Genomic DNA, 19725 nt, shown 5'->3' with positions numbered 1-19725 from the left:
CCCTCGTGCCGGACCGGGCCAGTCACGGCAGCACCCACAGACGTCTCGATACGCCCGCTCGTTCCTCGCGGGCTACTCGACGACCGACAGATGGCTCGGTCCTCGATGACCAGCGAGTCAGGACTTCCTGGCCGTCTTCTTCGCGGCCGTCTTCTTGGCCGCGGTCTTCTTCGCCGTCTTCTTCGCCGCGGTCTTCTTCGCGCCCTTCTTGGCCGCCTTCTTCGCCGGGCCCTTGGCGCGGCGCTCGGCGAGCAGCTCGGCGGCGCGCTCGAGGGTGATCGCCTCGACCGAGTCGTCCTTGCGGAGGGTGGCGTTGTATTCACCGTCGGTGACGTACTCGCCGAAGCGGCCGGCCTTCACGACCACCGGCTGCCCGGAGACCGGGTCGTTGCCGAGCTCCTTCAACGGCGGCGCCGCGGCGGCGCGACCCCGATGCTTGGGCTGGCTGTAGATCTTCAGCGCCTCGTCGAGGGAGATGCCGAAGATCTGGTCCTCGCTGGTGAGCGAGCGGGAGTCGGTGCCCTTCTTGAGGTACGGGCCGTAGCGGCCGTTCTGCGCCGTGATCTCCTCCCCGCTCTCCGGATCGGCGCCGACGACGCGCGGGAGGGCGAGCAGCTTCACGGCGTCGTCGAGGGTGATCGTGTCGAGCGACATCGACTTGAAGAGCGAGCCGGTGCGCGGCTTGTCCTTCTTCGGCGCGTCCTCGGGCAGCACCTCGGTGACGTAGGGGCCGAAGCGGCCGTTCTTCGCCACGACCGGCAGGCCGGACTCGGGATGCGTGCCGAGCTCGATCTCCTCCCCGGCCGGGTTGGCGAGCAGCTCCTTCGCCTTGTCCACGGTGAGCTCGTCGGGCGGCAGGTCGTCGGGCACGTTGGCGCGCACCCGGGTCCCGGAGCCGTCGTCGGGCCCCTCGAGATAGGGGCCGTACTTGCCGACGCGCAGGTCGATGCCGTCCTCGGCCGAGCCGACCGGGAAGGTCGCGAGCTCGCGGGCGTCGATGTCGCCCAGGCCGGTGACGAGCGGCTGCAGGCCCTGCAGTCGCTCGGAGCCGTAGTAGAACTCGGTCAGCTCGGTGACCCGGTCCTTCTCGCCGCGGGCGATGTCGTCGAGCACCGTCTCCATCGAGGCGGTGAACTCGTAGTCGATGAGCCGCTCGAAGTGCTCGGTGAGGAGGCGGGTCACGGAGAACGCGATCCAGGCCGGCACCAGCGCGGTGCCCTTCTTGTAGACGTAGCCGCGGTTGAGGATCGTCGAGATGATCGAGGCGTACGTCGAGGGTCGGCCGATCTGCCGGTCCTCGAGCTCCTTGATCAGCGTCGCCTCGGTGTAGCGCGCGGGCGGCTTCGTCTCGTGGCCATTGGCGCTGAGCGAGGCCGCGGAGACCGGGTCGCCCTCGGCCAGGTTGGGCAGTCGCGTCTCCTGGTCGTCCTTGGCGGCGTTGTCGTCGGTGCCCTCGACGTAGGCCTTGAGGAAGCCGTGGAAGGTGATGACGCGACCGGACGCGGAGAACACGACGTCCTCGCCGGACGCGGCGGCACCACCGAGACGGATCGTGACCGACTGGCCGACGGCGTCCTTCATCTGCGAGGCGACGGTGCGCATCCAGATCAGCTCATAGAGCCGGAACTGGTCGCCGGTCAGGCCGGTCTGCGCCGGCGTGCGGAACGAGTCGCCTGCCGGGCGGATCGCCTCGTGCGCCTCCTGGGCGTTCTTGACCTTGCTGGCATAGGTGCGGGGCGCGTCGGGGAGGTACTCGCTGCCATAGAGCTCGCTCACCTGCGACCGGGCGGCGGCGATCGCGTTGCCCGACAGCGTGGTGCTGTCGGTGCGCATGTAGGTGATGAAGCCGTTCTCATAGAGCCGCTGCGCGACACTCATCGTGACGCTGGAACTCATGCCGAGCTTGCGGCTCGCCTCCTGCTGCAGCGTGGTGGTGCGGAAGGGCGCGTAAGGCGAGCGACGGTAGGGCTTGGACTCGACCGAGCGGACGTCGTACGACGTGTCGGCGAGCGCCGACGCGAGGGCCTCGGCGCGGCGCTGGTCCAGATGGACGACGTCGGCCTTGCCCGACCGCCCAGCCTTGAGCTGGCCGTCCTGGCCGAAGTTGCTGCCGGTGGCGACGCGGGTGCCGTCGACGGTGTGCAGCTTGGCGGGGAACATCCGCTGGTCGTGCTTGCTACCGGCGTCGAAGGTGCCCTCGAGGTCCCAGTAGGAGGCGGCCCGGAAGGCCATCCGCTCCTTCTCCTTGTCCACCACCAGGCGGGTCGCGACGGACTGCACGCGGCCGGCGGACAGGCCCGACATGACCTTGCGCCACAGCACGGGCGAAACCTCGTAGCCGTAGAGGCGGTCGAGGAGGCGACGGGTCTCCTGCGCCTCGACAAGGTCCATGTCGAGCTCGCGCGGGTTGGCGGCGGCCTCCTGGATGGCGGCCTTGGTGATCTCGTGGAAGACCATCCGCTTGACGGGGATGTTCTTCGGCTTCAGCTCGTCGAGGAGGTGCCAGGCGATCGCCTCTCCCTCGCGGTCCTCATCGGTGGCGAGGAAGAGCTCGTCGGCGTCCTTGAGGAGCTGCTTGAGCTTGGAGATGTGCGACTTCTTGTCGCGCGGGACGACGTAGTAGGGCTCGAAGCCGTTCTCCACGTCGATCGCCAGCCGCCCCCACGGCTTGTCCTTGATCTTCGCCGGGGTGTCGGCCGCATTGTTCGGGAGGTCACGGATGTGGCCGATGGAGGACTCGACGACGTAGCCGCTGCCGAGGTACCCGCCGATGGTGCGGGCCTTGGCCGGCGACTCGACGATCACCAACTTGTGTGCCACAGGGACCTTCTCTACTGGACGTGCCTCAGGATCAAACCGGTCTTACGGCCGATCACGGTAGCGCGTACCGGCCAGCGCCGTCGCGAGCGGCGTCCGTGGTGGGCTCTCATCCTCCGCGAAGTGGGACCCCTGGCTGGGCGAAGTGGGAGCCCTGGCTGGGCGAAGTGGGAGGAGTGGTCACGCCAGGCGGGAGGCTTCGCCGGTCGAGGTGGTCCGACGCCTGCGCCCGGCCGAGATGACCACGCCTCCACTTCGCGGAGCGAGATCTCCCACTTCGCGGAGCGAGATCTCCCACTTCGCGGAGCGAGACCTCCCACTTCGCGGAGCGAGACCTCCCACTTCGTGGGTCAGTCGAGGGTCAGGCGGCGCAGGGCGCGCTCGGCCACCGCGATCTGGTCGGGCTCACCGATCGTGGCGGCGGAGAGGAACAGTCCGTAGTGGTCGGCGCTGCCGGTGTCGACGACCACGACCGTCGCGACGTCGCCCTCGACGCTCACCTTGCTGTCGTCCACCCGCAGCTCCGCGGTGATCTGCCAGGCGTCACGGCCATCCACCTTGATCGCCTCGTTGGTCAGGTCGGTGCGGCTCTCGAAGCCGGAGTAGATCATCGGGTTGGTGGTCAGGCACTGCATGATGATCTCCGCGGCCTGCTCGGGGCTGGTGAACCCGTTGGCGAGCGGCAGACCGCCGACGGCGATCTCGTTGATCCAGCTGTCGCTGGCCTGGCGGACCGCGATGATGATCCCGTCGGCGAAGCTGTGGGAGTCGGAGTAGGCGATCGACGCCTCGAAGCCCTGCGGCCGCGGCACCATCAGCCCGCCGCCCGTCAGCAGCCTCACCCGCTTGCCGGGATCCTTCGCCGGCTCGGGATCGCCGCCGGTGCACTGGATGCCGGTCGGCCGGATCGTGCTGGAGGTCGAGGGATCGGTCGGGTCGTCCGTGGAGTCGTCGGTCGAGTCGTCCGTCGGCTCGTCAGTGCTGTCCGTGCTGTCGGTGCCGTCGGTCGACTCCGAGCTGTCGCCATCGGAGGCACGCGAGGAGTCGTCGTCATCGGTCAGCGCCCGGACGCCGAAGAAGCCGCCCAGGCCGAGCAGCACGAGGACCAGCACCGCCGCGATCACGATCCCGACGGTCTTGCCGGTGCTGCCGCCGCCTCCGCCGGGCGCACCCGGTGCCGGTGTCGGCCCCCACGGCTGACCGGGCTGACCGGGCTGGCCCGGTCCGCCGTACGGCGGCGGAGTGGGTCCGGCGGGCGGCAGCGCGCCATAGCCCTGGGGGCCCTGCGGGGCGGACGGCGCGGGCGGACCCGACGGCGCCGGCGGACCGGCAGGCGGGGTCGGCGCCGCGGCAGCGGGCGGGCTCGTCGTGGTCATCTGGCTCCACGACTGCCCGTCCCAGTAGCGATAGGTGTCGGGCGCACCAGCGGGGTCCGGATACCAGCCTGCGTTCGTCACGGGAGCCAGTCTGCCGCACCCGGCACAGGCTCAAGCCTCCGCGACCGTGAGGAATCCCTCCGCCACGAGCTCGGCCAGCTCGGGCAGGTAGGCCTCGCGCAGGCTCGCGGGATCGCGGTCCAGCAGCTGGCCGACCGCGTCGACCAACGGCCCGAGTGGGAGCTCGCCGTCGCTGGCTCCGACCACGGCCGCCGTCACCGTGTCGACCCGGCGGGCTCGCCGGAAGCCGCGCTGCTGGCGCACCACGATGGCGGCGGGATCCTCCGCGCCGACGGCGCCGCTGGTCTCCTGCAGCACGTCGGGACGCAGCACCAGCCGGCTGTCGGCGTCGACCGTGCGGGCGGCCGCGGCGGCGTCGGCCCACTCGCCGATCGCCGGAGCGATGGGCTGCTCGACCTCATAGGGCCACTCGAGCAGCTCGCGCGCGGGATCGGCGACGTCGCTGCGCCGCAGGTTGATCCAGCCGAAGCCCACGCCGCCGACGCCCTGCTGCTCGAGCCACGACAGCCAGGTGTCGTAGCGGTCGACGTAGGCCCGAGGGTCGCCGCCGGTGGAGGGGTGGTGACCGGCGTCCTTGAGCCAGAGCTCGACGTACGACGCCGGGTCGAGGACCTCGCGCTGCACGACGAATGCGTCGCACTCCGCGGGCAGCCAGCCGGCAAGTCGCTCGTCCCACGGCCGGTCGGCGTCGATCACCCAGTTGGCGAGGACCTGGCACCAGCCGCCCTCGGTGAGGTGGTCGGGCGCGGTGCGGACGATGTGCTCGACGACCTGGTCGCCGGGAAGGCCGGAGTCGCGGTAGACGAGACGCTCGCCGGTCGCGGGCGAGATGACGAACGGCGGGTTGGTGGCGATCAGGTCGAACCGCTCGCCCGCCACCGGCGCGAAGAACGAGCCGTCGCGGACCTCGACCTTGTCGTCGACGTCGTTGAGCGCGGCGTTGAAGCGCGCCATCGCCAGGGCGCGGGCATTGACGTCGGTGGCGACGACGCGGTCGCTGTGGGTCGCCAGGTGCAGGGCCTGCACGCCGCAGCCGGTGCCGAGGTCGAGCGCGCTCCCCACGTCGTGGCGCAGGGTCAGCTGGGCCAGGCTGGACGACGCCGGGCTGATGCCGAGCACGTAGTCGCCCGTCACCCGCGTCGCGATCCCGTCGAGACCGGGCGTGAGGTCGCTGACGACCCACAGGTCGCCGTCCTCGCTGGCATAGGGACGAACGTCCAGGCGGGCGCCGACCTCGCCGACGCTCTGCGCGAGGAAGCCGGCGTTGGCGAGCCGGTCGACCAGCCCGGGCAGCGCCCGCTCCGCGTCGTCCAGCGGCACGGCGGCCTGCAGCAGGAACAGTCGCACGAGCGTCGCGAGCGGACCGCGCTCAGCCGCAGCCGCCGTACGACGGAGGGCGGGCGTCGTCTCGTTGCGCGAGAGCGCCGCGTGGGCCTGGGGACCGAGCAGGTCGCTGACGGAGTCGACGGTGAAGTCGGCGGCCACGAGGGCGTCGCGGAGGGGGCCGGACAGGGCGAGGGGCAGCACGGGTCAACCGTAGGCCGTGCCGGCACGCGGCGCCGCGTCCGGCGTCACCTCACCAGCGCGGCTTTCGTGATCCCGTCGGCGGCACGCACGGTGACGAAGCTGCGCGGCGGGCTGGCGCCGTACTCGATCGTCGTGGCGACCCCGTGCGCACCGAGGGTGCTGTCGTACCAGCCGGTCAGGGTGGGCGAGACCGTGCCCGACGGGTTGCCGACGCCGAGGTGGCGCCGCGGCAGGCCGAGGTTGCTGGCGAGACGACGCTGCCACGCGACGCCGCGCGAGCTGCTGCCGATGGCGGCGAGGGGCTGGTGGATCGAGGCGATGAAGTCGGGCTTGATCTCGCGCAGGAAGCGGATCATCGCGCGGGTCTCCGGCTCGCTGGCCCGGCGCGGACCGCCCCAGTAGCGGCCGCCCCGGCCGGCGCTGGTCCAGCCGCTGGTCGGCCAGTTGCGGTTGAGGTCCACGCCACGGGCGTTGGCGCGGGTCCCGCGCGCGGCGCCGTCGGGGTTCATCGACACGACGACCCAGATGCCGGTGCGCTCGCGGGGAACGATCCGGTCGCGGACGAACTCGGCCGTCCGGCGCCCGGCCGACTCGTCGCCGTGCATCTGTCCGAGCACGAGGAGCACGTGCTCGGCACCCTCGTAGCCGCGGTAGTAGGCGACGATCCGCCGCCCGCTGGCCGAGTGACCGATGACGCGCGCGGACTTCGTGTAGCCCGGCCCCTGAGGGAGGGTCCAGAACTGGTGGCCGTCGACGGCAGCCGACGGCGAGGGCACGGCCGCGCTGGCGGCGGTGGCCAGGGCCACCACCGCCAGCATCCCGAGAAGACGACGGATCACAACAGCGGCGCTGAGCTCTAGCTCTTGTCGAGCGACGGCGCGGGTGGCGCCGGCGCGTCGTCGGTCAGCGCCGACGTGCGCTGCTTGGAGATGTAGACGGCCGCGAAGATGCCCGCTGCCGCCGCCAGGGCGATCAGGATCCGCACGACGTCGTTCTCGCTCTCGCCGTAGGACAGGTCGACCACGGCGGCGACGATGAGCAGCGAGACCAGGTTCATCACCTTGAGCAGCGGGTTGATCGCCGGGCCGGCGGTGTCCTTGAACGGGTCGCCCACCGTGTCGCCGGTGACGGTGGCGGCGTGGGCCTCCGAGCCCTTGCCGCCGTGGTGTCCGTCCTCGACCAGCTTCTTGGCGTTGTCCCACGCACCACCGGCGTTGGCGAGGAAGACCGCCATCAGGGTGCCGGTCGCGATAGCGCCGACGAGGAAGCCGGCCAGCGGGCCGACGCCGAGACCGAAGCCGACGGCGATGGGGCTCAGGATCGCGAGGATGCCCGGGGTGGCCAGCTCGCGCAGCGAGTCGCGCGTCACGATGTCGACGACCCGGCCGTACTCCGGCCGGCCGGTGCCCTCCATGATCCCGGGGATGTCGCGGAACTGGCGTCGTACCTCATAGACCACGGCGCCCGCCGCACGACCGACGGCGTTGATCGCCAGGCCCGAGAAGAGGAACACCACGCCCGCACCGAGCAGGGCGCCGACGATCACCTTGGCGTCGTAGACACTGAAGATCTGCAGGAAGCCGAGGGCGTCGTCGAGGGTGGCGTCCGGCAGCGCGTCGCCGTAGGACTCCAGGGCGGTCTGGACGTACGACGCGAACAGCGCGCTCGCGGCGAGGACGGCCGTCGCGATCGCGATGCCCTTGGTGATGGCCTTGGTGGTGTTGCCGACCGCGTCCAGCTCGGTGAGGATCTGCGCGCCGCCCTCGCTGACGTCGCCGGACATCTCCGCGATGCCCTGGGCGTTGTCGGAGACCGGGCCGAAGGTGTCCATCGCGACGATGACACCGACGGTCGTGAGCAGTCCGCAGCCGGCGAGGGCGACGGCGAAGAGCGCGAGCTCGACGGCACCACCGGCCAGCAGCGCGGCACCGAAGACAGCGGACCCGATGACGATCGCGGTGTAGACCGCCGACTCCAGTCCGACGGAGAGGCCGGAGAGGATCACGGTCGCGTGGCCGGTCAGCGAGGTCTGGGCGACGTCCTTGACCGGGCGGTGCTCGGTGCCGGTGAAGTAGCCGGTGAGCGCGAGGATCGCGGCCGCCAGCACGATGCCGATCACGACCGCGCCGGAGGCGAAGATCCCGGGGGCGACGTCCGCGTCGACGCCGGTGCCGAAGTCGCTCCAGTCGCCCGGGAGGTAGATGAACGACAGGGCGACGCACCCGACGAGGCTGATCGCCGCGGAGAGGTAGAACGCCCGGTTGATCGTGGTCAGGCCGCTCTCGCCGGCGCGGGGCTTGCACAGGTAGGTGCCGATCACCGCGGTGATCGCTCCGATCGCCGGGATGAGCAACGGGAACACCAGGCCCTTGTCGCCGAACGCCTGCGAGCCGAGGATCAGCGCGGCGACCAGCGTGACGGCGTAGGACTCGAACAGGTCGGCCGCCATGCCGGCGCAGTCGCCGACGTTGTCACCGACGTTGTCGGCGATCGTCGCCGCGTTGCGCGGGTCGTCCTCGGGGATGCCCTGCTCGACCTTGCCGACGAGGTCGGCGCCGACGTCGGCGGCCTTCGTGAAGATGCCGCCGCCGACCCGCATGAACATCGCGAGCAGTGCCGCGCCGAAGCCGAAGCCCTCCAGCACGTTGGGCGCGGAGCTCTGGAAGACCAGGACGACGATGCTCGCTCCGAGGAGGCCCAGGCCGACGGTCGCCATGCCGACGACCGCGCCCGTGCGGAAGCCGATGTTCATCGCCGGGTCGCGGCCCTCGGTCTCCGCCGCTGCGGCGACCCGCAGGTTGGCGCGGACTGCCAGTGACATGCCCAGGAAGCCGATCGCGGCGGAGAAGCCTGCGCCCACGAGGAAGAAGACCGAGCGGAAGATCCGCACCGCCCACTCCGACTGGAGGCCGTCGGCCCCGTCCGCCGTGTGCGCCGGCAGGGCCAGCAGCACCACGAAGGCGATCGCCGCGAAGATCGTCAGCGTGCGGAACTGGCGGGTGAGGTAGGCATTGGCCCCCTCCTGCACCGCCTGCGCGATCTCCTGCATCTTGGGCGTGCCCTCGCCGGCGCGGAGCACCTCGGTCCGGAACAGGGTGGCCATGGCCAGCGACCCGAGGCCGATGGCTGCCACCACCAGCACGAGGACGAGATTGCCCCCGGTCACTTCGACATCGGCCAGATACGGATGGGGCATGCGACTGCCTCCTGGGGGAGTTCACTTCGGGTCATGTGACCCAGGTCATACAACGTGGCCCGGAGTCTACGCAGACCTGAGCGCGGAACACACGAACGATGTGACGCGAGTCACAGGATCTGGGTCGGGGCCGTGGTCCGATTCACCACGGTATGTAGGCGAACCGGCGGTTCCGCGGCGGAGTTCCGCGCGGGACGTGACAACTCGCCTACATACCGTGGTGAATCGGACCCAGGCAGCACCACGCCGCCGGTGCCGGCCTCCCCGCAGGCGTCGATCAGCGGCGACGCGCTCGCGCCATCAAACCGGCAGCGAGTCGTGGATGACGAAGACCTTGGCGAGGCCGGTGATCTTAAAGATCTTGAGGAGTCGGTCGGCGTTGCAGACGAGCTCGAGGGAGCCGTCGTGGGCGCGGACCTTCTTGAGGCCGCCGACGAGGACGCCGAGGCCGGTGGAGTCGAGGAATTCGACGTCCTGCATGTCCACGACGAGCTGGTAGGTGCCTGCGGCGACGAGCTCGGTGATCGTGTCACGGAGCTTGGGGGCGGTGTAGACGTCGATCTCGCCACCCACGGCGACGACGGTGCGACCACCGACCTCGCGCGTCGACAGTGTCAGATTCACGACCCTCACCCCGGAATCAAGTCGGTCCTTGTATGGCCCTTGTAGTGGGCTCAATCAAACCATGACCCAACCGGGCCCGCACGACGAGCACCAAATCCGCGCAGACGGGGGCCCCGCGGAGTGGGAAGGCGTCGGACCTCCTTGCGACAATCCGGGGGTGAGCGCAGCGCCCGATTCCGCCGTCCCGAGCACGGGTGTCGGCCGCCCGCCGGCAGCGCTGCTGGACCGTCTGGTGGCCCTGCCCGGGCGGGCCGATCGGCTGACCCATCGTGCGGTCCGGCCGGCCCGGGCGGCCGAGCACGTGGCCTGGCCGGCGTGGGCCGACGCGGAGCTGGTGGCGTCGTACGGGCGGCGCGGGGTGGAGCGTCCGTGGTCGCACCAGGTCGCGGCGGCGGAGGCGGCGCATCGTGGCGAGGACGTCGTGGTGTCGACCGGTACGGCGTCGGGGAAGTCGCTCGCCTATCTGCTGCCGACGTTGTCGGCGATCCGTGCGGCGCGGGGTCCGCGGGGGCAGCGCGGGTCCTCCACCCTCTATCTCGCGCCGACGAAGGCGCTGGCGCACGACCAGTGGGCGTCGCTGCGGGACCTCGGGCTCGACGTCCGGGTCGCGACGCATGACGGCGACAGCACCCCGGAGGAGCGGGAGTGGACCCGCGACCATGCGGAGTACGTCCTCACCAATCCCGACATGCTGCACCGCTCGCTGCTGCCCGGCCATGAGCGGTGGCACCACTTCTTCAAGTCGCTCGACCATGTCGTGGTGGACGAGTGCCACCACTACCGCGGCGTCTTCGGTGCGCATGTCGCGCAGATCCTGCGCCGGTTGCAGCGGGTCGCGGCCCACCACGGCGCGCAGCCCCGCTTCGTCCTGGCGTCGGCGACGGTGGCCGAGCCCGGGGTGACCGCGGCGCGGATGATCGGCCGGCCGGTCACCGAGGTCACCGAGGACGGGTCGCCGCGCGGTGAGCTGGTCCTGGGGTTGTGGGAGCCTCCGTTGACCTCGCACACGGGTGAGAACGGCGCGCCCGTCCGGCGACCGGCGACGGCCGAGACCGCTGATCTGCTGGCGGATCTCGTCGTCGATGACGTCCGCACGCTCGCCTTCGTCCGGTCGCGGCGCGGGGTGGAGACCGTGGCCCAGCGGGCCGGGGAGCTGATCGCGGAGGTGGACCCCTCGCTGGCCGGCCGCATCGACTCCTACCGCGGCGGCTATCTCCCGGAGGAACGCCGCGAGCTGGAGCGTCAGCTCCGCTCGGGGCATTTGCTCGGCATGGCCGCGACGAACGCGCTGGAGCTCGGCATCGACGTGAGCGGGCTCGACGCCGTCGTGGTCACCGGCTATCCCGGCACCCGCGCCGCCTTCTGGCAGCAGGTCGGCCGGGCCGGGCGTGACGGCGGCGGCGCACTCGGCGTGATGGTGGCGCGCGACGACCCACTGGACACCTACCTGGTCCACCACCCCGAGGCGCTGCTCGGCCGGCCGGTGGAGGGCACGGCGTTCGACACCGACAACCCGCACGTCCTGGGACCGCACCTGTGCGCCGCAGCCCAGGAGCTGCCCGTGACCGTCGCCGACGCGGAGCTGTTCGGACCGCGGATGCGCGAGGTGCTCCGCACGTTGGTGGAGCAGGGCCTGCTCCGGCGCCGGGCGATCGGCTGGTTCTGGACCGACCGCTCCCGCGCCGCCGACCTCGCCGACATCCGGTCGGCAGGTGGTCGACAGGTCCAGCTGGTCGAGGCGGGCACCGGTCGGGTCGTCGGCACGGTCGACGGCGGGCGGGCCCACGGCACCGCCCACACCGGCGCCGTCTATCTGCACCGCGGGGAGACCTGGCTGGTCGAGGAGCTCGACCTGGAGGAGCACGTCGCGACACTGCGCCGCGAGGACACCGACTTCACCACCAGCGCCCGGGAAGTCACCGACATCACGATCACCGAGGAGCGGGAGCGGGTGGCCTGGGGCGCGTGCCACCTGTCGTTCGGCATCGTCGACGTGACCAGTCAGGTGACGTCCTACCTGCGGCGCCGGGCACGCACCGGCGAGGTCATCGACGAGCGACCTCTCGACCTGCCACCGCGGACGCTGTCGACGACGGCGGTGTGGTGGACGGTGCCCGACAGCGTGCTGACCGCGACGCCCGCGCTCGACGCAGCCGACCTGCCCGGAGCCGCACATGCCGCCGAGCACTGCTCGATCGGACTGCTGCCGCTGTTCGCCACCTGCGACCGGTGGGACATCGGCGGCGTCTCCACTGCCCGGCACGCGGACACCGGCGAGCTGACCGTCTTCGTCCACGACGGACATCCCGGCGGCGCCGGCTTCGCCGAGCGCGGCTTCCGCACCGCGGCCGCCTGGCTGCGCGCGACCCGCGGGGCGATCGCCAGCTGCGAGTGCGCCACCGGCTGCCCGTCGTGCATCCAGTCGCCGAAGTGCGGCAACGGCAACGACCCGCTCGACAAGGCCGGCGCGATCGCGCTCCTCGACGCCCTGTTGCGCGACGCACCCCCGGCGTGAAACCGGAGTAGCGTGCCGCCATGGTGATCTTGGGACTCGTCCTCCTCGTCATCGGCGCGCTGGGGATCCTGGCTGGGATCTTCGGGACCGAGGCCGAGTCGACGTCCTCGCAGGGGACGACCGACGTGCACACGACGTTCATCGGCCTCGAGATGGGGGCCAGCACACTGTTCGTCGTCGCTGTCGTGTCGACCCTCCTCGTCGTCGCCGGCCTGTGGTTCATGAAGGCCGGCGCCAAGCAGGGCTGGAAGCGCCGCAAGGAGCAGAAGAAGTACAGCGAGCTCAACGAGAAGCTCGAGCGCGCCGAGGCCGAGCGCCTGCGCGACGAGTCGGGCGACGCCGACCAGCGCTGACCGGACGGCCGTCAGACCGCCGCTGTCAGGCCACTGGTCCCGCGCGGGCCCGGGCCGACAGGTCGGCACGCTGCCCGAGCCATCGCGGACCGGTGACGCTCACCTCGACCGTGACCACGGCTCCGGACGCCACGCACGACACGAGACCCGCGCCATTGGCGCGCACGATTGCGGCCGCCTCCGCGCACGGATCGAGGCCGGTCGGATCGCTCACCGCCGCCGCCCCCGCCAGCGCCGCCAGATCGGCTGCGGCCTGTGCCCTGCGGTGGTCGACGACCAGGGCGCCGACGACGCCGGCGGCGCACCCGATCAGCAGCAGCACACCCGCCATCGCGACCACGAGGACCGTGGCCGCTCCCCGATCGGCCCCTCGTGACCTCACGGTCCGGCGCCCGTCGGCTCCGGCACCGCGACGGCCTCGGCCTCGAGGCGGGCACCGGGCAGTGACCCCAGGAACCCGCCCGGGCCCTCCATCCGGCCGCTCGCCCGCACCACGATCCGTTGGCCCGAGACCGCCGTGGTGATCGCGACACCGTCCGGCGCCACTGCCTCACCGAGCGCGATCGCGGCCGCCGGGTCCTCGCCCCGGGCCAGCGCCCGCGCGGTCTCGCGGGCAGCGTCGACGGCGCGCACCTGACCGACGGCGACCGCGACGAGCCAGGTGAGCGCCGCGGTCACGGCCAGCAGGATCGGCAGGCCCACTGCCAGCTCCGCCGTCACCGCACCTCGCTGGACGGCAGCCGATCGACGTCGGGAGAGCCGGCTCACCCCAGGCCCAGCAGGTTGAGGACGTGGTCGAAGAGCGTCTTGATCAGCCGGTCGCCGAAGCCGCCGCTGAGCAGCTTGTAGAGCAGGCCGGCGAATCCCGCTCCCGCAGCGGTGGCAACGGCGTACTCCGCCGTCGTCACCCCGCGGTCGTCGAGCCTGCGGCCCCTGAGGCTGGTGTCGCGCATGGTCATCTCCTCTGGTCGTCGGCCACCCGATGCAGCCGTCCGTGACGACCTTGGCCGAGCCGGACGACGACGGGCCCTTCCTGCATCGGGGCCCTGTGCACGGCGTTCGTTCGTCCACAGCTCGCGGGGCCCGACGTGGACTGCGATGGGACGGCTGGGGGCGATTGATCACACGACCGACGTGGCGAGGCCGACGACCAGGGGCACGATGCCGAGGAGCACGAAGGCGGGCAGCAGACACACTCCGAGCGGTACGGCGGCCCGCACTCCGACCGACCGGGCCCGGTCCTCGACCTCCCCACGGGCATGCTCGGCCAGCTCCGCGGCGAGTGCGTCGACGGCGTCGGCGACGGGAGCCCCGCTGCGGTGGGCACGGAGCAACGCACGTCCGAGTGTGCCGAGGGCGGGGTCGGCGGCCAGCCCACTCCAGACGGCTGCGGGGTCCTCGCCGAGCCGGAGCCGCGCGGTCCAGGGCAGCAGCCGGTCGGCCGCCGGTCCGGCGAGCGCACGGACCACGAGCTCGACGGCGTCCGGCGCCGCGAGGCCCGACCGGAGGGCGGAGCCCAGCAGCGACACCACGTGCGGGAGCTCTCGGCGGGCCGCCTCGCGGCGGCGCCGCTCGCCCACCGGCTCGAGGCGCCGGGCAGCGCCGGCGACGACGATCGCGACGATCACGGCGGCGGGCGGCCCGGCGGTGCCGCCGACGAAGGCCCACGTGCCGGCGCCGGCCAGCATCGCCCAGGCCCAGGCACCGCGGCGGAGCAGGTCGCCGGTGTCCGACCCGGCCACGGGAGTCGCCGGACGGGTGCTCGCCGGCAGGCTCGGCCGAGGAGTGCGGAGCAGCGCCAGCGCCGCGACGACCAAGGCAGCGATGACCGTCATGCCCGTCATGCCCGTCATGCCGGTCACGAGGACGCCTCCACACCGCGGGCGAGGGCATCGATCCACGCGAGCCCGAGTCCGGTCAGGAGCAGGCCGCCGGCGAGGCACGCGATCCCCGCCGGCTGCCCGACCAGGAAGCCGAGGGGATCGGCACCGGCCCCCGATCCCATGGCGAGCGCGAGGGCGGGCAGCACCGCCAGGAGGCGGGCGGTCGCCCGTGCCGAGGCCAGCTCCCCGACGACGACGCGGCGGGTCCGCTCCGCCGACCGGAGGTCGTCGGCGACCCGGGCCAGCGCGGTGGCCAGGCCGTGACCGGTGCGGTGGGCGACCTGCCAGGCCGCGGCGACGAAGCACAGCGACTCGGCGCCGGGCGTGCGGGCCAGCGCCCGGAGCGCGGTGGGGACGTCGCCGCCCGCCTCAGCGACCCGCGCCACCCCTGCCACCAACGGCCACTCCTCGGCGGCTCGTCCGAGCGCTGCCGCGGGAGTCAGCCCGGCGGACAGCTCGGCCTGGAGGCCTGCGCACAGCTCGACGACCCGAGCGCGACGGTCCCCCGCCTCCCTGGCCTCCCGACGTCCGCGCGCCAGACGCGCCGCGCCCACCACGACGGCGATCCCGAGGACCACCAGCATCGTCGTCCGCGACGACCACCAGGCGCCGGCGACCGCGGCCGGCACCGCCGTCAGCAGGACCAGCCGCCGTCCGGGGAGCGCGCGCAACGTCGACTCCTCACCGGCTGGCGGGTCGATTCGGCCCATCGGCACGACCAGCACCGCGACGGCGAGGCCGGCGGCGAGGGCCGCCACCCCCAGCGTCAGCACGAGCGTCATGCCCGTCACGGCGCGGTGCCGCCGAGCAGCCGGCGCAGGTCGTCGAGCCCCGCACCCCGGACCGTCCGGCCGCCGGCATCGAAGGAGACAGCTGCCTCGGTGCGGACCAGCCCGTCGTCCTGCCGGCGCAGCACGGCGATCTCCCCGAGGCGGCGCCGGCCGCTGCTCCGGTCGCGGACCACGTGGAGGACGACGTCGAGCGCTGCGGCGAGCTGGCTGTGCACGGCGAGGCGATCGAGCCCGGCGCTGACGGCAAGTGCCTCGATGCGGGCCGGGACGTCACCCGCGGTGTTGGCGTGCAGGGTGCCGCAACCGCCCTCGTGTCCGGTGTTCATCGCCGCGAGCAGGTCGACGACGGCACCGTCGCGCACCTCGCCCACGACGAGCCGGTCGGGTCGCATGCGCAGCGCCTGCCGGACCAGGTCGCGCATCGGGACGGCGCCTGCGCCCTCCACGTTGGCGGGCCGCGACTCCAAGGACACCAACCGCGGATGGGGTGGGCGCAGCTCGGCGGCGTCCTCGACGACGACCAGCCGCTCCCCCGGGTCGACCTCGCTCAGCAGCGCCGCGAGCAGCGTCGTCTTTCCCGTCCCCGTGCCGCCGCTGACCACGAACGCCCGCCGCGCGGCGACCAGGCGCCGCACCAGCTCCCACCCGTCGTCGGTCAGGGCGCCCGCGGCCCGCAGCTCGGCCAGGTCGAGGCCGCCGCGACGCGGCACCCGCAACGAGATCGCGGTGCCGGGGTGTGCCAGCGGAGCGAGTACGGCGTGGCAGCGACTGCCGTCGGGCAGCCGCACGTCGGCGTACGGCGCGGCATCGTCCAGCCTTCGTCCACCTGACGCAACGAGGCGCTGCGCGAGTCGTCGGCACGACTCCTCGGAGGTCAGCACGACGTCGGTCTCCTCCAGCCCGTCACCGCGGTCGAGGAGCACCGGACCGGGACCGTTGACGAGGACGTCCGTCACGCCGGGAAGGCGCAGCAGCGGCTCGAGGACGCCCAGTCCGGCGGCCTCGCGGCGCATCTCCTCATGGACGGCGAGGACGGTGGCATCGCCGACCGGCATCCCCGACGCCCGCAGCGCATCGGCGACCCGGTGGGGCGTGAGGTCACCGGCCTGCGCCGCCAGGCGGCGGCGGACCGTCTCGACGAGTCCGCGCAGGTCGGCCACCTCGCCCGCCGGGACGCTCGCGGGGGTGTTCATGCCGCCTGCCGGCCGGTGTCCAGGAGGCTCCCGACGGCGCCCGCCAGCGGTCCGCGGGTGGACCGCAGCGGACCGAGGCCGAGGTCGACGGCTTCCGACAGGCCGCGTTGATCGCGCATCCGGGCGCGGACCGGGAGGCCGACGGCCCGCCGGATCTCGTCGTCGGTGAAGGCCTCGCCGCGCACGACGAGCCCGGCGGACGGGTGGTCGACGAAGCGGGCGCGCATCCGGGCGGCCCCAGCGACGCCGACCACGCTGGCGACGGTCGCCACCAACAGGTCGTCGCAGCGGGCGGCGAGCTCGTCGAGCAGCGGATCCCTGGTCCGGGGCAGGTCGAGGACGACCACCGCATGGCCGCGGCGTGCCGCCGACAGGGCCTCCCGGGCGGCGAACGCCTGCAGCGACTGGACCCGCCCGTCGACGTACCAGGACAGGACGCCGAGCTGGCCGCTGCGCGGCAGGGCGTCCCGCAGCGCCCGCGCGGAGAGGCGTCCGGTGGTCTGGCACAGCGCATCCCAGCGGAAGCCGTCGCGGCGCTCGACGCCGAGCATCCGGTCCAGTCCCGGGCCCTGCGGGTCGCAGTCGATGACGACCGCAGGACCCGACCGTGCTGCCCACTGGCCGAGCGCGCAGGCGAGGGTGGTGGCGCCCGCGCCGCCGCTGCCACCGACGACCCCGATGACGCGGGCTCGACCGGGCAGCTGCTCGGTCAGGTCGGCGAGGAGCTCGACGAGCCATCCTGCGGAGACCGGCAGCTCGACGACCTGCTCGGCGCCGAGGGCCAAGGTGGTGCGGAAGAGCTCGTGTGGTGCGGCGCGGCGGGTGACGACGTAGACCCGGGCCCGGGCCTCGGGCGCGATGGCGGCGAGCGCCTCGGCGGCGTCGGGTCCGACGAGGACGACGGGCGCGCGCGACCAGTGGGCGAGCGCTGCCGCGGCGTCGTGGACGACGACCGGGGAGACGTCGGCCGCGGCGGCCAGCGGCAGCAGGTCGGCGAGGAGGCCGTCGTCGGCCGTGACGACGAGCGGTGGCGCGTCGGTGTGGTCGTGGCGATGGGCGGGGTGGCGGTGGGTCGTGGTCATGCCAACGGTGTCGCCGGCGGCCGACATCGTCATGCCGGACGGTGCCGCGGCGGTGGACCACCGCGCCACGCCACGAGCCTGTGGACGGAAACGGGCGGTCCGGGTGCCGCGTGGGACTTGGAGGTCGCGCGTGGCAGGGACGCCGGCTCGCGCCGCACCGCGGGCCCTCGGCGGCGTTGCGGACGCTCAACGGTGCAACCAGACCGCCATAGCGCCCGCGCCTTGCCGAGCATCCCGCGAATGCGACGCTCGCCGATCGACGTCCCTGCCACGCGCGATCTCCTACGATGACCACATGGCCCCGCAAGGTACGCCGCCCACGGCGGCGTTCTTCGACCTCGACAAGACGATCATCGCCAAGTCGAGCGTCCTGGCCTTCAGCAAGCCCTTCCAGGCCGGCGGACTGATCTCGCGCCGGGCCGTGCTGCGCTCGGCGTACGCCCAGTTCGTCTTCATGATCGGCGGCGCCGACCACGACCAGGTCGAGAAGATGCGGCAGTTCATGTCGCAGCTGTGCGCCGGCTGGGACGTCGCGACCGTCCGCGAGATCGTCGCCGACACCCTGCACAACATCGTCGACCCGCTGGTCTATGACGAGGCCGTCCAACTGATCCTCGAGCACAAGGCCGCAGGCCGCGACGTCGTCATCGTCTCCACGTCGGGCAGCGAGGTCGTCGAGCCGATCGGCGAGATGCTCGGCGCCGACCGCGTCATCGCGACCCGCCTCGCGGAGGAGGACGGGCGCTACACCGGCGAGATCGACTACTACGCCTATGCCGAGGAGAAGGCCAACGCCGTCCGGGCGCTCGCGCAGGAGGTCGGCTACGACCTGGCCGAGAGCTACGGCTACTCCGACTCGGTCACCGACGTGCCGATGCTCGAGACCGTCGGCCACCCGTTCGCGGTCAACCCCGACAAGGAGCTGCGCAAGGTCGCGACCGCCAACGAGTGGCCGATCCTGCAGTTCACGCGCCCCGTCGAGCTGCAGTCGCGCCTCCACCTGCCGCCGCCGAAGCCGACGCTCGCCGCGCTCGCCGTCGGTGGCGTCGTCGCCGTCGGCGCGGCCGTGATCATCGGTGCGCGGAAGCGTTCGCTGAGCGCCTGAGCCTCGTCGGTCATCGAGGAGCGAGCGCCAGCGAGCGTCACGAGATGCCTGTGCCCACCTCGTCGAGTTCACCACAGGGGTCTCGTGACGCCCCGCTCGTTCCTCGCGGGGCTCCTCGACCACCGGAGTCAGCCAAATATGCAGGTGGCACCCGAGTCATCGCGTGTCTCGGGTGCCACCGCTGACACGTGAAACCTTGGCTACCAGGCGTGCACCGGTTTGCTGCTCCGGAAGTCTTCCGGACACAAGCGCCCTGTTAGGAAGGGTGGATCGCCGCGTGGGTACCGGGTTCACGTGTTGTCTGTGGAGTTCTGACTCCTTTGTACGCCGGTCGGCGGCCACCTTCAAGGGTTGTCTTTTCGACCGTCCCGGGGAACGCTGGCTGGTTGGGTCGGCTCCTCTTTTCAGCCGTCGGTGACCAGCGGACTCGCCTCGGCCGCCGCGGCGTAGGCCTCGGTGGCATAGATCAGCCAGGCGTGCATGCCGGCGCGACCGCCCGTCGACCAGCCGCGCAGGTTGGACTCGTAGGCCGCGCGCAGCCGCAGGTGGGCGGCCTCGGGCACGACGAGCGACTTCTCGTCGACGCCGCGGGCGGCGAGCAGCAGCCGCTCGGCGGCGCGCGCGACGATGCCGTTGTGGGAGTGGAAGGGCGCGGCGGCGACCAGCTCGGCGTGCACGACGGCCGCGACCGCCAGGGCCGGCGCCTGCGTCGGGGCGGTCACCAGCTCGGCGACGCCGCGCAGCTTCGCCGCCGACTCCCCGCCGCGCGGACGACCCAGCAGCTCGTCGGGCAGGGCACCGCGGGCCGCGAGCGTGTGGAGCCGCGCGAAGGCCTGGAGCGGCTGACGGCGCAGCACCGGCAGGAGCGACAGCAGCTCCGTCGCCACTCGTACGGCGGCCGCCGCCGTCTCGTCGCCGGTGCCCCCGCGCACCTCCTCCAGCGTCGACCCCGAGCCCTCGAGGACAGCGCTCGCGTAGGCGCCGCGCAGCAGCGACTCCGCCGTCAGCTCGGGGCTGGTGCGTCGCAGCCCGCGGTCGCGCAGCAGGACGTCGATGCCGTCACGGGCGGCCCTGAAGCCGGACGGGACGCCCTCCAGGGCGATCAGCCAGGCGTGCGGGTCGGTGCTCACGGAGAAAAGCCTAGTGTCCTGTCCGGTTGAAGCGCTGACATGGTCGGTGGTC

General features: G+C 72.6%; 17 protein-coding genes. 3 read left to right on the top strand and 14 right to left on the bottom strand.

What is annotated here, in order from left to right; all coding sequences use genetic code 11:
* Nucleotides 1-117: 117 nt before the first annotated feature.
* The 6 genes from topA to E9934_RS17565 form a co-directional block, all read right to left on the bottom strand.
* Entirely contained in the window at nt 118-2820 is a 2703-nt protein-coding gene (gene topA, locus E9934_RS17595; protein ID WP_136564208.1) for a type I DNA topoisomerase, read from the bottom strand.
* A 347-nt stretch (nt 2821-3167) separates the two neighbouring features.
* The gene (locus tag E9934_RS20085; protein WP_158295054.1) at nt 3168-4274 is read right to left on the bottom strand and encodes a DUF2510 domain-containing protein; all 1107 of its coding nucleotides are present in this window, start codon (nt 4272-4274) and stop codon (nt 3168-3170) included.
* 30 nt (nt 4275-4304) lie between these two features.
* Complete coding sequence (locus E9934_RS17580; protein ID WP_136564206.1) at nt 4305-5801, bottom strand: DUF7059 domain-containing protein; 1497 nt, start codon at nt 5799-5801, stop codon at nt 4305-4307.
* 44 nt (nt 5802-5845) lie between these two features.
* The gene (locus tag E9934_RS17575) at nt 5846-6619 is read right to left on the bottom strand and encodes a M14 family zinc carboxypeptidase (RefSeq protein ID WP_158295053.1); all 774 of its coding nucleotides are present in this window, start codon (nt 6617-6619) and stop codon (nt 5846-5848) included.
* A 38-nt stretch (nt 6620-6657) separates the two neighbouring features.
* Nucleotides 6658-8997 (bottom strand): sodium-translocating pyrophosphatase, encoded by a 2340-nt coding sequence (locus E9934_RS17570; RefSeq protein ID WP_136564204.1) that lies wholly within the window; start codon nt 8995-8997, stop codon nt 6658-6660.
* Between the two features lie 300 nt (nt 8998-9297).
* Nucleotides 9298-9621: an STAS domain-containing protein gene (locus tag E9934_RS17565; RefSeq protein WP_136564203.1), complete on the bottom strand. Its 324-nt coding sequence runs from the start codon at nt 9619-9621 to the stop codon at nt 9298-9300.
* 157 nt (nt 9622-9778) lie between these two features.
* Here E9934_RS17565 and E9934_RS17560 point away from each other — a divergent pair, with 157 nt between their 5' ends.
* Together E9934_RS17560 and E9934_RS17555 are read left to right on the top strand one after the other, a co-directional pair.
* Nucleotides 9779-12136, top strand: coding sequence for a DEAD/DEAH box helicase (locus tag E9934_RS17560; protein ID WP_238695040.1), 2358 nt, complete (start codon nt 9779-9781; stop codon nt 12134-12136).
* Nucleotides 12137-12156: 20 nt separating this feature from the next.
* Nucleotides 12157-12489 carry a hypothetical protein gene (locus E9934_RS17555; protein WP_136564201.1) on the top strand — a complete coding sequence of 111 codons (333 nt, stop codon included), beginning with the start codon at nt 12157-12159 and terminating at the stop codon, nt 12487-12489.
* A 25-nt stretch (nt 12490-12514) separates the two neighbouring features.
* Here E9934_RS17555 and E9934_RS17550 read toward each other — a convergent pair whose 3' ends face one another.
* The 7 genes from E9934_RS17550 to ssd form a co-directional block, all read right to left on the bottom strand.
* Nucleotides 12515-12871 (bottom strand): Rv3654c family TadE-like protein, encoded by a 357-nt coding sequence (locus tag E9934_RS17550; RefSeq protein ID WP_275106648.1) that lies wholly within the window; start codon nt 12869-12871, stop codon nt 12515-12517.
* Nucleotides 12868-13209 (bottom strand): TadE family type IV pilus minor pilin, encoded by a 342-nt coding sequence (locus E9934_RS17545; RefSeq protein WP_238695038.1) that lies wholly within the window; start codon nt 13207-13209, stop codon nt 12868-12870. The genes E9934_RS17550 and E9934_RS17545 overlap by 4 nt, the downstream gene beginning before the upstream one ends.
* Nucleotides 13210-13253: 44 nt before the next feature.
* On the bottom strand, nt 13254-13442 hold the full coding sequence (locus tag E9934_RS17540; protein WP_202977372.1) for a DUF4244 domain-containing protein: 189 nt from the start codon (nt 13440-13442) through the stop codon (nt 13254-13256).
* 168 nt (nt 13443-13610) lie between these two features.
* Complete coding sequence (locus E9934_RS17535) at nt 13611-14342, bottom strand: type II secretion system F family protein (RefSeq protein WP_136564221.1); 732 nt, start codon at nt 14340-14342, stop codon at nt 13611-13613.
* A 5-nt stretch (nt 14343-14347) separates the two neighbouring features.
* Nucleotides 14348-15154 carry a type II secretion system F family protein gene (locus E9934_RS17530; RefSeq protein WP_136564198.1) on the bottom strand — a complete coding sequence of 269 codons (807 nt, stop codon included), beginning with the start codon at nt 15152-15154 and terminating at the stop codon, nt 14348-14350.
* Between the two features lie 5 nt (nt 15155-15159).
* Nucleotides 15160-16356: a TadA family conjugal transfer-associated ATPase gene (locus E9934_RS17525; RefSeq protein ID WP_136564197.1), complete on the bottom strand. Its 1197-nt coding sequence runs from the start codon at nt 16354-16356 to the stop codon at nt 15160-15162.
* Nucleotides 16353-17507, bottom strand: a complete 1155-nt coding sequence (gene ssd / locus E9934_RS17520) for a septum site-determining protein Ssd (protein WP_238695037.1) — start codon at nt 17505-17507, stop codon at nt 16353-16355. Before ssd ends, E9934_RS17525 begins: the two co-directional genes overlap by 4 nt.
* A 226-nt stretch (nt 17508-17733) precedes the next feature.
* Between ssd and E9934_RS17515 the strand changes: the two genes are divergently transcribed.
* Nucleotides 17734-18543 carry an HAD family hydrolase gene (locus E9934_RS17515; protein WP_136564196.1) on the top strand — a complete coding sequence of 270 codons (810 nt, stop codon included), beginning with the start codon at nt 17734-17736 and terminating at the stop codon, nt 18541-18543.
* Between the two features lie 404 nt (nt 18544-18947).
* Here E9934_RS17515 and E9934_RS17510 read toward each other — a convergent pair whose 3' ends face one another.
* A complete protein-coding gene (locus tag E9934_RS17510; RefSeq protein ID WP_136564195.1) occupies nt 18948-19673 on the bottom strand; it encodes an oxidoreductase in 726 nt (241 codons plus the stop codon).
* Nucleotides 19674-19725: the final 52 nt, after the last annotated feature.

This window comes from Nocardioides caeni (genome assembly GCF_004912195.1).
GTDB classification, from domain to species: domain Bacteria; phylum Actinomycetota; class Actinomycetes; order Propionibacteriales; family Nocardioidaceae; genus Nocardioides; species Nocardioides caeni.
The sequence above is the reverse complement of the archived record's forward strand: the minus strand, read 5'-3'. Positions and strand labels throughout refer to the sequence as shown.